This window comes from Pseudomonas sp. W3I7 (assembly GCF_030816095.1).
Taxonomy (GTDB): domain Bacteria; phylum Pseudomonadota; class Gammaproteobacteria; order Pseudomonadales; family Pseudomonadaceae; genus Aquipseudomonas; species Aquipseudomonas salomonii.
On sequence record NZ_JAUSXP010000001.1, the window covers coordinates 1199018 to 1212363 of the forward strand.

The 13346-nt window shown below is 60.8% G+C and carries 15 protein-coding genes; 11 read left to right on the forward strand and 4 right to left on the reverse strand.

The genetic code is table 11. From position 1 onward, the window contains the following. Nucleotides 1-149: 149 nt before the first annotated feature. The 6 genes from QF043_RS05685 to QF043_RS05710 all read left to right on the forward strand — a co-directional run bounded on the left by QF043_RS05685 (nt 150) and on the right by QF043_RS05710 (nt 5687). Nucleotides 150-755 carry a DUF4823 domain-containing protein gene (locus QF043_RS05685; protein ID WP_307417771.1) on the forward strand — a complete coding sequence of 202 codons (606 nt, stop codon included), beginning with the start codon at nt 150-152 and terminating at the stop codon, nt 753-755. A 19-nt stretch (nt 756-774) separates the two neighbouring features. Further along, complete coding sequence (locus QF043_RS05690; RefSeq protein ID WP_307417772.1) at nt 775-1335, forward strand: DUF1285 domain-containing protein; 561 nt, start codon at nt 775-777, stop codon at nt 1333-1335. A 71-nt stretch (nt 1336-1406) separates the two neighbouring features. Continuing rightward, nucleotides 1407-2120: a GntR family transcriptional regulator gene (locus QF043_RS05695; protein WP_307417774.1), complete on the forward strand. Its 714-nt coding sequence runs from the start codon at nt 1407-1409 to the stop codon at nt 2118-2120. Beyond that, on the forward strand, nt 2117-3118 hold the full coding sequence (locus tag QF043_RS05700; protein ID WP_307417776.1) for an ADP-ribosylglycohydrolase family protein: 1002 nt from the start codon (nt 2117-2119) through the stop codon (nt 3116-3118). Before QF043_RS05695 ends, QF043_RS05700 begins: the two co-directional genes overlap by 4 nt. A 192-nt stretch (nt 3119-3310) precedes the next feature. After that, a complete protein-coding gene (locus QF043_RS05705; protein WP_017138354.1) occupies nt 3311-4777 on the forward strand; it encodes a cytosine permease in 1467 nt (488 codons plus the stop codon). After that, nucleotides 4770-5687, forward strand: coding sequence for a PfkB family carbohydrate kinase (locus QF043_RS05710; protein ID WP_307417777.1), 918 nt, complete (start codon nt 4770-4772; stop codon nt 5685-5687). Before QF043_RS05705 ends, QF043_RS05710 begins: the two co-directional genes overlap by 8 nt. Before the next feature lie 130 nt (nt 5688-5817). On the opposite strand, the gene QF043_RS05715 is transcribed toward QF043_RS05710, so the two are convergent. From QF043_RS05715 to QF043_RS05730, 4 genes are all read right to left on the reverse strand, one after another. After that, nucleotides 5818-6198 carry a termination factor Rho gene (locus QF043_RS05715; protein WP_307417778.1) on the reverse strand — a complete coding sequence of 127 codons (381 nt, stop codon included), beginning with the start codon at nt 6196-6198 and terminating at the stop codon, nt 5818-5820. A gap of 48 nt (nt 6199-6246) precedes the next feature. Further along, nucleotides 6247-6513, reverse strand: coding sequence for a hypothetical protein (locus QF043_RS05720; RefSeq protein WP_307417779.1), 267 nt, complete (start codon nt 6511-6513; stop codon nt 6247-6249). 51 nt (nt 6514-6564) lie between these two features. Further along, a complete protein-coding gene (locus QF043_RS05725) occupies nt 6565-6906 on the reverse strand; it encodes a hypothetical protein (protein WP_307417780.1) in 342 nt (113 codons plus the stop codon). Nucleotides 6907-6992: 86 nt separating this feature from the next. Next, a complete protein-coding gene (locus QF043_RS05730; protein ID WP_307417781.1) occupies nt 6993-8189 on the reverse strand; it encodes an MFS transporter in 1197 nt (398 codons plus the stop codon). A 189-nt stretch (nt 8190-8378) separates the two neighbouring features. Between QF043_RS05730 and QF043_RS05735 the strand changes: the two genes are divergently transcribed. The 5 genes from QF043_RS05735 to araH all read left to right on the forward strand — a co-directional run bounded on the left by QF043_RS05735 (nt 8379) and on the right by araH (nt 13318). Then, nucleotides 8379-8858 carry a GNAT family N-acetyltransferase gene (locus QF043_RS05735; RefSeq protein ID WP_099486893.1) on the forward strand — a complete coding sequence of 160 codons (480 nt, stop codon included), beginning with the start codon at nt 8379-8381 and terminating at the stop codon, nt 8856-8858. Nucleotides 8859-9012: 154 nt separating this feature from the next. Continuing rightward, on the forward strand, nt 9013-9834 hold the full coding sequence (locus QF043_RS05740; RefSeq protein ID WP_307417782.1) for an SDR family oxidoreductase: 822 nt from the start codon (nt 9013-9015) through the stop codon (nt 9832-9834). Nucleotides 9835-9856: 22 nt separating this feature from the next. After that, nucleotides 9857-10837: a substrate-binding domain-containing protein gene (locus QF043_RS05745; protein ID WP_307417783.1), complete on the forward strand. Its 981-nt coding sequence runs from the start codon at nt 9857-9859 to the stop codon at nt 10835-10837. Next, complete coding sequence (gene araG / locus QF043_RS05750) at nt 10834-12333, forward strand: L-arabinose ABC transporter ATP-binding protein AraG (RefSeq protein WP_307417784.1); 1500 nt, start codon at nt 10834-10836, stop codon at nt 12331-12333. The genes QF043_RS05745 and araG overlap by 4 nt, the downstream gene beginning before the upstream one ends. 19 nt (nt 12334-12352) lie before the next feature. Then, nucleotides 12353-13318, forward strand: a complete 966-nt coding sequence (gene araH, locus QF043_RS05755) for an L-arabinose ABC transporter permease AraH (RefSeq protein WP_056861621.1) — start codon at nt 12353-12355, stop codon at nt 13316-13318. Nucleotides 13319-13346: the final 28 nt, after the last annotated feature.

Sequence of the window (13346 nt, forward strand, 5' to 3'; positions counted from 1 at the left end):
CATCACCTCAGTCTTGCTGAAGGACCGAGGTGTCTGCATCGCAGGCAAGCCAGCTCCCACATTTGGTTATGCACCCTTCTTGAATGGCGCGGATTCTGCATTAAGTGCCCATTCGCCGGTTTTCCGTCACCGGCTTCTGGAGGATTAGGATGCGTAGTCTGGTTTTGTTGCTGGCGTCAGTGGCGCTGAGTGGCTGCATGACCGTCAGCGATATGGCCGAAGGCACCCGCTATCAGATGAGCGACGCCGGGCTGCTGGACCACAGTGATACCCGCCGTACTGCCTCGGTGCGCATACAGCCGGATTCCTTTGTGTTTATCGCCCAGGGCGCCTTTGTGCCGCCCGGCAGCGCCTATCCACGTCCCAACGTGGTGGCCGAGGAGGCCTTCAACGGCTTTGTCGAATATTTCCCTATGGTACGTCGCGCCCGTAAGCCGGAAGGCCTCGAACAGGCCATGGCCGAAGCCCGTGCCGCGGGCGCTCACTACCTGCTGTATTGCCGCTTTGCGGCAGCCGATGACCGAATCGGCAATGCCGATGAGTGGACCGACCAGCAAGCGTTGGATCGTGTTGGCCTGGACAACGGCGTGATTCAGATCATGTTGATCGAGACCAGCACCCAGTATTTGATTGATACTGCACGCATTCGCAGTCGTGGCGGTTTACTGACGTTCCACGACACCAAGCCAGAAGACTTGATTGCCCGCCCGCTGGCCCAATACGCCCGCGGCCTGTTGGGGATGGGTGATCAGTAAACATCCAGAGGAGAACCCTATGACCGATTCCGCCAAGGCCAATGATCTATTGGCCCAACTGCCCAAGGGCAAAGGGCCGGCGCCGGTACACCTGTGGAACCCGGATTTGTGCGGCAACATCGACATGCGCATCGCCCGTGACGGCACCTGGTTTTACCAGGGCACGCCGATCGGGCGTAAGCCGATGGTCAAGCTGTTCTCCAACATCATTCGCCGCGATGGCGATGATTATTTTCTGGTGACTCCCGTGGAAAAGGTCGGTATCAGCGTCGATGATGCGCCTTTTGTCGCGGTAACGCTGGAAGTCGAAGGGCAGGGCGAAAGCCAGGTGCTGCGCTTTACCACCAATGTCGACGAGGACATTGAAGCGGGCCTTGAACACCCCTTGCGCGTGGTGATCGACCCGATCACCCAAGAACCCGCGCCTTACCTGCGAGTGCGCACCAACCTCGAAGCCCTTGTGCATCGCAATGTGTTTTACCAATTGGTCGAGTTGGCGGTCAGCCGTCCGATCAACGGTCAGAACTGGCTTGGCGTATGGAGCGGCGGGGAGTTTTTCCGTATTGGTCTGGAGCCCTGAGGCCGATTTTTTCATCACCCTGAAATAATTTTGCTTGCTGAGATCGGGCGCTTTCGGTTATCAATTTGTACATGATTAGACATGTCCGATTTGATAAGAAAAAACGCGTCGTCGACGAGCTCATCCGCCGTATCGAAGGTGGAGTGATGGCCGACGGTTTCCTTTTGCCGGGCGAGCATCAACTGGCCGAGGAGTTTGCGGTCAGCCGTGGCACCTTGCGCGAAGCCCTGGCTGAGCTCAAACGGCGCAACTACATCGCCACGCAGAGCGGGGTCGGCTCCATCGTCACCTTTGACGGCATGGTGCTCGACCAACGCAGCGGTTGGGCACAGGCGCTGGCCGATACTGGCGCATTGGTCATCACCGACACCCTGCGCCTGGAAGCCGTGACACGACCGGACCTGCTCAGCCGTTTTGGCAGCGACCAATTTATCGCCCTCGACCGACGTCGGCGCACCCCCGATGGCACCGCCGTGTCCCTCGAGCGTTCGTTGATGCCCGCCACCGGCGGCCTGGAAAGCTTGCCGCGCGTTGGCCTGATTGATAATTCCCTCACCATCACCCTGGCCGCCTACGGTTACGTGGGTGCCGAAGGCGATCAATGGATCGGTGCCGAGCCTCTCAGCGATGAAGACGCCGAGTTGCTAGGCCGCCCAGCCGGTACGGTGTTTCTCAAAGCCACGCGCACTACCTACGATCGCCGCGAGCGTCTCATGGAGCATGTCGAAAGCCTGCTCGACCCTTTGCACTTTCGCCTGCACCTGCAGTTTGGAGCTTCGAAATGAACGCGCAAAATCGCGCCCTCGGTGCCTTCTACGGCCTGGCCCTGGGCGATGCATTGGGCATGCCCACCCAGTCGTTGAGCCGCGAGCAGGTGCAGCAGCGCTTCGGGGCCATCACCGCTCTGGAAGACGCCGACGCCGACCAACCCATCGCGCCGAACATGCCGGCAGGCTCCATCACCGATGACACCGAGCAGGCGATTCTGGTGGGTGAGTTGCTGGTGCAAGGCCAGGGCAAAATCGAACCCACGGTGCTCGCCCAGCGCCTGATCGACTGGGAAGCGGCGATGCGCGCCAAAGGCTCCCAGGACTTGCTGGGGCCATCGACCAAACGTGCGATCGACATGATCCTCGCCGGCCACACCCCGGAAGAATCCGGGCGCTACGGCACCACCAATGGCGCCGCGATGCGCATTACGCCGGTCGGCATTGCCGCCGACGTCAGCGACCCGGCGCGGTTTATCCAGGCGGTGATCCAGGCCTGCCAGGTCACCCATAACACCAACCTGGGTATCTCCAGCGCGGCGGCAGTTGCTGCGGTGGTTTCGGCGGGTATCAACGGTGTGGATTTGGGCGAGGCCCTGAACATCGGCACCCAGCTCGCGCAGCAGGCCGAAGGCCATGGCCACTGGGTTGCCGGTGGGCGGATTTCCACACGCATCAGTTGGGCGCGCACCTTGAGCGTCGGCAGCGGCGATAAAGCCCTGTTTGCCGACCTGCTTTACGAACTGATCGGCACCTCCGTCGCCTCCCAAGAGTCGGTCGTGGTGTCCTTTGCCCTCGCCCAGCAAGTGGCGGTGGGCGACATGAATGCTTTTGAGGCGCTGTGCCTGGCGGCCAGCCTTGGCGGCGACACCGACACCATTGCCGCCATGCTGGGCGCGATGTTGGGCGCGTGCCTGGGCATGCAGTGCTGGCCTGAGGCGATGATTGAGCAGGTCAAGCAGGTCAATGGCCTGGATTTGCAGGCGTTGGTTCAAGGGCTGCTGCCATTGCGCTGAACACCACTAAGCAAACATGTGGGAGCTGGCTTGCCTGCGATAACGGTGTGCCAGCCACTGATGCACTCACTGAAAGACCGCTATCGCAGGCAAGCCAGCTCCCACATTAAATCGTGTTTGAGTCAGGACGACCGATTAAAGCTTTGACTATCTGCCACAACCACAACAATACAGGCACCAGGAGCACCCCTCATGAGCAGCACTTCTTCCGGCCAAAGCGCCGGGCAATTGGAAACACGCGGCATCGAACCGGTCCCCGAAGGCGAGTGCAATGGGCATCCGCTGCAACTGTTCTGGGTGTGGTTCGCGGCTAACATCAGCATCCTTGGCTTGCCGCTCGGCGCGACCCTGGTGGCGTTCCGTGGCCTGGCGATCTGGCAGGCGATCATTGTGGCGATCCTCGGCGCCGCCGGCTCCTTTGCCGTGGTGGGCATCATCTCGATTGCCGGCCGTCGCGGCCGTGCGCCGAGCCTGACGCTGTCGCGCGCCATCTTCGGTGTGCGCGGCAATATCGGCCCCACGCTGGTCTCGCTGATGTCGCGGCTGGGCTGGGAAACCGTCAACACCACCACCGCTGCCTTTGTGCTGCTGTCGTTGTGTTCGATCCTGTTCGGCTCGCCGGTCGAAGCCAAAAGCGCACCGGTGCTCACGCTGATCTTTATCGCCATTTTCGTGCTGCTGACCTTGTCCGTATCCGGCCTAGGCCACGCCACCTTGCTGGTGATCCAGAAGTGGGCTACCTACGTGTTCGGCGCGTTGAATATCCTGGTGGGCGGCTTCCTCTGTGCCACCATCGACTGGAGCGCGGTGTTCAACGCCACTCCGGCGCCACTGAGCGCCATGATCATCGGTGTCGGCACCATGGCCGCCGGTACCGGTATTGGCTGGGCCAACGCCGGTGCCGACATGTCGCGCTACCAGCACCGCAGCGTCAAGGCCGTGCGTCTGGTGGCGTCTGCCGCGTTTGGTGCGGGCATTCCGCTGGTGTTGTTGATCACCCTCGGCGGCCTGCTGTCGGTGGGCAACAATGACCTGGCGTCGGCCACCGACCCGATCATCGCGATCCGCGACATGCTGCCGACCTGGATGGCAGTGCCGTACTTGATCACTGCGTTCGGCGGGCTGCTGCTCTCCAACAATCTCTCGGTGTACTCGGCGGGCCTCACTACGCTGACGTTGGGCCTTAAGGTCAAACGCGTGCATGCCGTGATCGTCGACATCGTGGCGATCTTCGCCGGCTCCATCTACTTCATGTTGATTGCGGACAGTTTCTACGGCCCGTTCATCACCTTCATCTCACTGCTGGCCGTGCCCATCACCGCTTGGGTGGGGATCTTTGTGGTCGACCTGATTCACCGTCACTACTACAGCCCCAAAGACCTGCTGGACGTAAGCCCGAGCAGCGCCTACTGGTATCGCGGCGGTGTGGAATGGCGTGCATTCGGCGCCTGGGCCGTGGCGATCGTGCTGGGTTTCAGCTTCACCACCATCGGCACCACCGCCGAGAACATCTGGTTCGCCGGGCCTTTGTCCGACTCCTGGCTGGGCCACAACGGCCTCGGCTGGATCGTCACCTTCCTGGTGGCCGGCGGGATTTATGCGGTACTGGGCGGCGCAGCTGACCGTCGTCCGGCTTTGGTAGAGCGCGCTAATGTCTAGACTGCTGCATACCGGCCAGGTCATCGTCGACCTGGTCATGGCCCTCGATACACTGCCTGCAACCGGCGGCGACGTGCTGGCAAAATCCGCCAGTTTCGAAGCCGGCGGGGGCTTCAACGTGATGGCTGCCGCCCGGCGTAATGGTTTGCCGGTGGTTTACCTTGGCCGCCATGGCAGCGGGCGTTTCGGCGATCTGGCACGCGCGGCCATGCAGGCCGAAGGCGTGGAGATGGCCCAGGCGGCCAGCGAGGGCAAGGACACCGGTTTGTGCGTGTCGCTCACCGAAGCCAGCACCGAGCGCACGTTCATTTCGCATATCGGCGCTGAAGGGGATTTGAGCGCCGAGGACCTGGCAGGCGTGGTGCCGCGCGCAGACGACTATGTCTACGTCAGCGGCTACAGCCTGTTGCTCGAAGGCAAGGCCCAGGCGCTGCTCGAGTGGTTGCTGGTGCTGCCACGGGAGATCACCGTGGTGTTCGATCCGGGGCCGTTGGTCAAGGCGCCGGATTCGGCCTTGATGGTTGCCTTGCTGCCGCGTATCGATATCTGGACCAGCAATGGCCCGGAAGCCCTGGCGTTCAGCGGCGCCAGTACGCTGGCCGAAGCGCTGCGCGAACTCAATCGTCACCTGCCGGCCGAAGCATTATTGGTAGTGCGTGATGGGCCGAATGGCTGCTGGGTGAGTCGCCACGGCAAGGCCGAGCATGTACCGGGTTTCAAGGTGCAGGCGGTGGACAGCAACGGCGCGGGCGATGCCCATGCCGGGGTGTTCCTGGCCGGGTTGGCCGAGGGATTAACCCCCGCAGTCGCGGCGCGTCGAGCCAACGCGGCGGCGGCGTTGGCGGTCACGCGCTGGGGGCCGGCGACGTCGCCTGGCAGTGCCGAAGTCGACGCATTGCTGGCTGAATAAACCCGAATAAAAATGTGGGAGCTGGCTTGCCTGCGATAGCGGTGCGCCAGCTACTACATCGGCTGCCGACACACCGCCATCGCGGGCAAGCCCGCTCCCACATTGGGTTTTTGTATCTGGAAGACCGTCGTCATCCAGCCTTGCGCAGCGCTTCGACCAGTTGATCCTTACGCATGCTCGACCTGCCTGGAATATCCTTGGCCCGCGCTTCCTTCAGCAAGCTTTCCTTGGTTTGCGTACCCAATGAAGCCTTGCTGTTGCGTGAATGACCTTCACGGCTCGAAGCAGCCCTTTTGGCTGACTCACTGCGTGCCTTGGCTTGCTTCTCCGGCGGCTGGCTACGGCCTGATCCACCGGGTTTTTCACCACCACCAGACTGCTTGTTGACGGTGGCCCAAGCTCGGGCTTCGGCTTCTTCCTTGGGTAATCCCTTGTGCTCATAACTGTTTTCGATATGAGCGGCCTTGCGTTTCTGTTCTGCGGTGTATTTGGCTTTGCTTCCACGAGGCATCGCTAAAACTCCTTCTGGCCCAAGTTTCAGGGCCAGACCAGAAATGGATTACTCAGTGCTTTGACCTTCCAGCTTACGCGCCTCATCCACACCCGAGGCGGTCAGCTTGATCGGCAGGTTCAACGCGTATTCACCGGCGTCGTCGGTGGTCACATGCCCATCCTTGATAAACCCGCGGTCCTGCAAAAACGCCAGCACACTGGCGACCTCTTTTTCGCCGCGGTAGTTATCCAGCACCTCCTTGCCCAGGCCGTTGGGGTGGGCGTGCAGCAGGCGGGTGAGGACTTCTTTTTCAAGGTTTCTATCGACGTTCATGCGTACCTCTTCACTGGGAAATGATCGGGTGTCGGTGCGGCTATCGATGCATCAAGGCGCAGGCTGTTTCGGAGCGCCCGGGATGTTGCTGTCATCGCCTTTGTTGATTTTGGGTTCATTGTTAACGCCTGGACTATTGACGCCTGGACCCATTTTGCCGTTACCAACGGCAGCCGGTGCCTGGCGCTGGGTGTCGGCGCCTTTGGTGCGAGGGTCTGCGCCATTATCGATAACCGCGCCACCGTTGGTTTCCACCCCTGTGCCCATCGAGTCCTGGGACTCTTGGGTAGCCGGGTTGGTCGGGCCGGTGGACGAAGTGGCGGCAACTGCACTCAACGAAGCGGCGGACAGCAGGCCGGTGAGGGCGAGGGCAGCAAACTTGGAATTCTTCATGAGGGGTGTCTCCATATGATTAATGTCCTTACCCCTTATTGGTCCGCCCCGGTTTGCGGTTCGTGCCTTGATGGCGACGAACGGTCTTAACTCACCTGTAAGATTTTGTGTGCCGAACGCTGGCGCCAGATCAATCGCGCCACCGTGATCAACCAGTTGAACAGGGCCACGCCCAGCACACTTGCCAGCAGCGTCGGCAAGCCGTAATCGACGATGAGCTTGCCCGCCAGCAGCGGAAAGCCGAACACCCCGACAAAGTACGCCAGGCTGAACAGCAGCAAGGCTTGTGACGTCGTACCGGGCGGCGCTTCATTGGCCACCAGCCCATTGATCACCGAATACGTCAGGCCATAACCCACGCCCAGCGTGGCGGCTGCCAACAGGTAACTGAGGTTGCCACTCACGCCAAACGCAAACAGCGCGATCGAGCCGAGCATGATCCCGGACAGCACGCAGGCGGCCCAGTACGCATCGCGCTTGACCACGTAGCCCGCGATCAATAGCCGGCTGGTAATGGCGGCGCTCAGGAAGCCGCCGAAGAACAGCGAATAGTCCAACCCATGCGCAGCGGCATAGCTGGTCTGAAACGATGAAAGCCCACCAAACACACAGCCGCCCAAGCCAACCATCAGGATCGCAAACGCGGCTTTGGATGACAGCACGCGGCGGCTCGACGCCCAGGAAATCTTCGAAGTGGGCGCATTCGCGTGGTGTTTGAGGTGGGCGCCCATTCGCCAGAACAGCAGCACGCCGACCAGGCTGGCCACTCCGGCAATATAGAAGGCCGCTGTCAGCGGCAGGCCCAGCGCGCCGGCAGCGCGGCCGAGCAAGGGCCCGGCACCGATCCCGCTCAACATACTGCCCGACAGCAGCGCAAAATATTTGGCCCGCTGCGCCGGTTGCACCAGCAGCGTCACGATGATCGGCCCCAAGGTGTAGAACACGCCCCAGCCCAACCCCAGGGACAGACCGAACAGCATCAACCCCAGGCCAAACCCGGGTGTCAGGGCAAACCCCAGGCACGCCACCACCAGCAATACGCCCATGCCCGCAATGGCGCGCGCCGCACCGACGGCATCGGCCAAGTGCCCACAGAACAGCACCGCCACGAACGTGCTGAGCATCGCCATGGAGATTACGCTGCCGGCGTCGTGTTCATTGCCGCCGCGCGAATGAATCAGCAGCGACAGCAAAAACGTCGAGCCGTAGGACAGTGACAGCAAGAAGCTGGCGAGGCAGAACAGGGCGAACAGTTTGGTATTCACGGCAGCGGTGGAGGGCATAGGGCGACCTTGCGGTTATTGGCGTGCAGTTATTAGCGTTATGCCCAACTGTTTACCATGCGCACACGCCGGGTTTGTTCTGTGGTTGGTGGTGCTTGCTTTACGCGTGGCCGGAGTAATCAAATTGCACTGCAATCAGTCATCAAAGCGCCTTAGTATGTGGCCTTTGACATTGCCCAAGGCCCGCCCATGACCATCGAGATTCGCCCTGCCGTGCCCAGCGATGCTGCGCAGATCCTGACCTTCATCACCGAGCTGGCCGAATACGAGAAAGCCCGCCATGAAGTGATCGCCAGTGTGGTGGATATCGAGCGCAGCCTGTTCAGCGAGGGCGCCACCGCCCATGGCCTGATCTGCTCACGGGATGGCCTGCCGATTGGCTTTGCGGTGTTCTTCTTCAGTTACTCCACCTGGCTGGGCAGCAACTGCCTGTACCTTGAAGACCTCTACATCAACCCCGAGCAACGCGGCGGCGGGGCGGGCAAGAAGCTCCTGCGCCACCTGGCCAGGATCGCCTGCGACAATGGTTGCGGGCGTTTCGAGTGGAGCGTGCTGGACTGGAACGAGCCGGCGATTGCCTTCTACAAGTCCATCGGCGCCCAGCCGCAGGAAGAGTGGGTGCGCTATCGCATGGAAGGTAATGCACTGCGCGACTTTGCCCAGGGCTGAAAGCATTGGAGATCAACTGTGGGAGCCAGCTCCCACTTTTTTTGTGTTAAGTCTCACTATATGGGATGCAAATTTATATATTGAGATATTTCAAAAGATGGGTTTATAGTCGGCGGCATCAGCACTCACTACCAAAAATAAAACAGGTGAAGCGATGCAGCCCCAACCGTTGTCATTACCCGCCGTGCCCGAACCCACCTATGGCGAGCGGCTGAAAAACAAAGTGGTGATCATCACCGGCGCCGCCCAAGGCATAGGCGAGGCGATCGTCGCCTGCTTCCAGGCCCAGCAGGCACGGCTGGTGATTGCGGATATCCAGGCCGAAAAGGTCGAGCATGTCGCCGCCCACTGGCGCGAACGCGGCGCTGAAATCGTTGCGCAGGGCGTCGATATCACCTCCAAAGAGCAATGGCAGGCGCTGGTCAATGTGGCCATCGAGCGTTTTGGTCGCGTGGATGTGTTGATCAACTGCGCGGGCGTCAACGTGTTCCGTGACCCGCTGCAGATGACCGACGAAGACTGGCGCCGCTGCTTCGCCATCGACCTCGACGGCGCCTGGTTCGGCTGCCGCACTGTGCTGCCGCACATGATCGAGCAGGGCATCGGCAACATCATCAACATCGCCTCCACCCATTCCAGCCACATTATTCCCGGCTGCTTTCCCTATCCGGTTGCCAAGCATGGCCTGCTCGGCTTGACCCGCGCCCTGGGCATCGAATACGCGCCCAAAGGCATCCGCGTGAATGCCATCGCGCCGGGCTATATCGAAACCCAGCTCAACGTCGATTACTGGAACGGTTTCCCTGACCCGCATGCCGAGCGCCAGCGCGCTTTCGATTTGCACCCGCCCAAGCGCATCGGCCAACCGGTCGAGGTGGCGATGACGGCGCTGTTCCTGGCCACCGACGAGGCGCCCTTTATCAACGCAACCTGCCTGATGATCGATGGCGGGCGTTCCGTGATGTACCACAACTAACAACAATCAAGAGAGGTGGTTCATGTTCAAGAAGACGTTAGGCGCCGTGGCGCTGGCGGTAGCCTTCAGCGGTTTTGCAGCGGCCGAAGAAGTGAAGATCGGCTTCCTGGTCAAGCAGGCCGAAGAGCCCTGGTTCCAGACCGAATGGGCCTTTGCCGAAAAGGCCGGTAAGGACCAGGGCTTCACCGTGATCAAGATCGCCGTGCCCGACGGCGAGAAAACCTTGTCCGCCATCGACACCCTCGCCGCCAACGGCGCGAAGGGGTTTGTGATCTGCCCGCCGGACGTGTCCCTCGGCCCTGCGATCATGGCCAAGGCCAAACTCAACGGCTTGAAAGTGCTGGCGGTGGATGACCGGTTTGTCGATGCCAAGGGCAAGCCTATGGAGGACGTGCCTTATGTGGGCCTTGATGCCTACAAGATCGGCCAGAAACAAGGCGAGGCCATGGCCGCCGAAGCCAAGCAGCGCAACTGGGACTGGAAGGACACCTACGCCGTCATCAACACCTTTGACGAGCTGGAAACCGGCAAGAAACGCACCGACGGTTCGGTCGAAGGCCTCAAGGCTGCCGGCTTGCCCGCTGACCACATCCTGTTCAGCGCACAGAAAACCCTCGACGTGCCAGGCAGCATGGACGCCACCAACTCGGCGCTGGTAAAGCTGCCGGGCACCGCGAAAAACCTGATCATCGGCGGCATGAACGACAGCACCGTGCTGGGCGGCGTGCGCGCCACCGAAAGCGCCGGTTTCAAGGCGGCCAATGTGATTGGCGTCGGCATCAACGGCACTGATGCGATTGAAGAGTTGAAGAAAACCGACACCGGCTTCTACGGCTCAATGCTGCTCAGCCCCGATGCATCCGGCTACAAAACCGCCACGGCGATGTTCGAGTGGGTCACCAAAGGCACCGAGCCTGCCAAGTTCACCGCCCTGGATAACGTAACCCTGATCACCCGCGCCAACTTCAAGGAAGAGTTGAGCAAAATCGGACTGTGGAAATGACCGGCGCGGCGTTGCGTTTCAACGGCATCGGCAAGGAGTTTCCCGGGGTCAAGGCGCTGGCGCAGATCAGCTTTGAAGCGCGGCCGCACTCGGTGCACGCGCTGATGGGTGAGAACGGCGCGGGCAAGTCCACGCTGCTCAAGATTCTCGGCGGTGCCTACACGCCCAGCAGCGGCACGGTGCAGATCGGCGAGCAGGTCATGGCATTCAAGAACGCTGCCGACAGCATCGCCAACGGCGTGGCGGTGATTCACCAGGAGCTGCATCTGGTGCCGGAAATGACCGTGGCCGAGAACCTGTTTCTCGGGCATTTGCCGTCACGTTTCGGCGTGGTCAACGGCGGCCAGCTGCGCAAGCAGGCGTTGGCGTGCCTTAAAGGCCTGGCCGATGAAATCGATCCCCAAGAGAAGCTCGGGCGCTTGTCGCTGGGCCAGCGTCAACTGGTGGAAATCGCCAAGGCGTTGTCCCGTGGTGCCCATGTGATTGCTTTTGACGAACCCACCAGCAGCTTGTCGGCGCGGGAAATCGACCGCTTGATGGCGATCATCACCCGCCTGCGCGATGAGGGCAAAGTGGTGCTGTATGTGTCGCACCGCATGGAAGAAGTGTTCCGTATTTGCGATGCGGTGACGGTGTTCAAGGACGGCCGTTATGTGCGCACTTTTGACGACATGGCCACACTGACGCACGACCAGCTGGTGACCTGCATGGTCGGGCGCGATATTCAGGATATCTATGACTATCGCCCGCGTGAGCGCGGGGAGGTGGCACTCACGGTCAAGGGGTTGCTTGGGCCTGGCTTGCGCGAAGCGGTCAGCCTGCAGGCGCACAAGGGCGAGATTCTCGGCCTTTTCGGGTTGGTGGGCGCCGGGCGTACCGAGCTGTTTCGTTTGCTCAGTGGCCTGGAACGCGCAACGGCCGGGCAGCTGGAGTTGTTGGGGCAAACCCTGCAACTGCATTCACCACGCGATGCCATCGCCGCCGGCGTACTGCTGTGCCCGGAGGACCGTAAAAAGGAAGGCATCATCCCGCTGTCCAGCGTGGCCGAGAACATCAACATCAGTGCGCGTGGCGCGCATTCCACCTTTGGCTGGCTGTTGCGTGAAGGCTGGGAGAAGGGCAATGCCGACAAGCAAATCACGGCCATGAAAGTCAAAACGCCGAACGCCGAACAGAAAATCATGTACCTGTCCGGCGGCAATCAACAGAAGGCCATTCTTGGCCGCTGGCTGTCGATGCCGATGAAAGTGTTGCTGCTGGATGAGCCCACACGCGGCATCGACATCGGCGCCAAGTCGGAGATCTACCAGATCATCCATAACCTAGCGGCCAGTGGCATTGCGGTGATTGTGGTGTCGAGCGACCTGATGGAAGTGATGGGCATCTCTGATCGCATCCTGGTGATGAGTGAAGGCGCGCTGACTGGCGAGTTGACCCGCGACCAGGCGGATGAAGCGAAGCTGTTGCAACTGGCTCTCCCGCGTTCGCGGGCTTGAAGAATTCGAGGGTATAGGTATGTCACAGGTAAAAACTGCAAAGGGCTTTTGGCCGGGCTTCAACCAACGCAAATTTCTCGATGACTGGGTGATGCTGCTCGCCGCGTTGAGCATCTTTGTGCTCAGCGCGTTGTTTATCGACAACTTCCTGTCACCTCTGAACATGCGCGGCCTGGGCCTGGCGATTTCGACGGTGGGCATTGCGGCGTGCACCATGCTGTTCTGCCTGGCCTCGGGGCACTTCGACTTGTCGGTGGGTTCGGTGATTGCCTGTGCCGGCGTGGTCGCAGGGATTGTGATCCGCGACACCGACAGCGTGGTGCTCGGCGTGTCGGCGGCCCTGGCCATGGGCCTGGTGGTAGGGCTGATCAACGGCATCGTCATCGCCAAGTTGCGCATCAACGCCTTGATCACCACCTTGGCGACCATGCAGATCGTGCGCGGGCTGGCCTATATCTTCTCCAACGGCAAAGCCGTCGGTGTGATGGACGAACGCTTCTTCGTGTTCGGCAACGGCCAACTGATGGGCGTGCCGGTGCCGATCATCATCACCGTGTTGTGCTTTGTGTTCTTCGGCTGGCTGCTCAACTACACCACCTATGGGCGCAACACCATGGCCATCGGCGGCAACCAGGAAGCGGCGTTGCTGGCCGGGGTGAATGTCGACCGCACCAAGATCATCATCTTTGCCGTGCACGGCTTGATCGGCGCACTGGCCGGAGTGATCCTCGCCTCACGCATGACCTCGGGCCAACCGATGATCGGCCAGGGCTTTGAGCTGACGGTAATCTCGGCGTGTGTACTGGGCGGTGTGTCGTTGAGTGGTGGTATCGGCATGATCCGTCATGTGATTGCCGGGGTGTTGATTCTGGCCATCATCGAGAACGCGATGAACCTGAAGAACATCGACACTTTTTACCAGTATGTGATTCGGGGTTCGATCCTGCTCTTGGCGGTCATCATCGACCGCATGAAGCAACGTTAATCTCCGGCCTTATGAGGATCAAAATGTG

Excerpts from the sequence above, each read along its gene's own strand:
- QF043_RS05685 (WP_307417771.1), top strand. The coding sequence starts at position 150 with ATGCGTAGTCTGGTTTTGTTGCTGGCGTCAGTGGCGCTGAGTGGCTGC.
- QF043_RS05720 (WP_307417779.1), bottom strand. The coding sequence starts at position 6,513 with ATGAACGTCGATAGAAACCTTGAAAAAGAAGTCCTCACCCGCCTGCTG.
- QF043_RS05745 (WP_307417783.1), top strand. The coding sequence starts at position 9,857 with ATGTTCAAGAAGACGTTAGGCGCCGTGGCGCTGGCGGTAGCCTTCAGC.
- QF043_RS05740 (WP_307417782.1), top strand. The coding sequence starts at position 9,013 with ATGCAGCCCCAACCGTTGTCATTACCCGCCGTGCCCGAACCCACCTAT.
- QF043_RS05735 (WP_099486893.1), top strand. The coding sequence starts at position 8,379 with ATGACCATCGAGATTCGCCCTGCCGTGCCCAGCGATGCTGCGCAGATC.
- QF043_RS05725 (WP_307417780.1), bottom strand. The coding sequence starts at position 6,906 with ATGAAGAATTCCAAGTTTGCTGCCCTCGCCCTCACCGGCCTGCTGTCC.
- QF043_RS05690 (WP_307417772.1), top strand. The coding sequence starts at position 775 with ATGACCGATTCCGCCAAGGCCAATGATCTATTGGCCCAACTGCCCAAG.
- QF043_RS05700 (WP_307417776.1), top strand. The coding sequence starts at position 2,117 with ATGAACGCGCAAAATCGCGCCCTCGGTGCCTTCTACGGCCTGGCCCTG.
- QF043_RS05715 (WP_307417778.1), bottom strand. The coding sequence starts at position 6,198 with ATGCCTCGTGGAAGCAAAGCCAAATACACCGCAGAACAGAAACGCAAG.
- araH (WP_056861621.1), top strand. The coding sequence starts at position 12,353 with ATGTCACAGGTAAAAACTGCAAAGGGCTTTTGGCCGGGCTTCAACCAA.
- araG (WP_307417784.1), top strand. The coding sequence starts at position 10,834 with ATGACCGGCGCGGCGTTGCGTTTCAACGGCATCGGCAAGGAGTTTCCC.
- QF043_RS05710 (WP_307417777.1), top strand. The coding sequence starts at position 4,770 with ATGTCTAGACTGCTGCATACCGGCCAGGTCATCGTCGACCTGGTCATG.
- QF043_RS05730 (WP_307417781.1), bottom strand. The coding sequence starts at position 8,189 with ATGCCCTCCACCGCTGCCGTGAATACCAAACTGTTCGCCCTGTTCTGC.
- QF043_RS05705 (WP_017138354.1), top strand. The coding sequence starts at position 3,311 with ATGAGCAGCACTTCTTCCGGCCAAAGCGCCGGGCAATTGGAAACACGC.
- QF043_RS05695 (WP_307417774.1), top strand. The coding sequence starts at position 1,407 with ATGATTAGACATGTCCGATTTGATAAGAAAAAACGCGTCGTCGACGAG.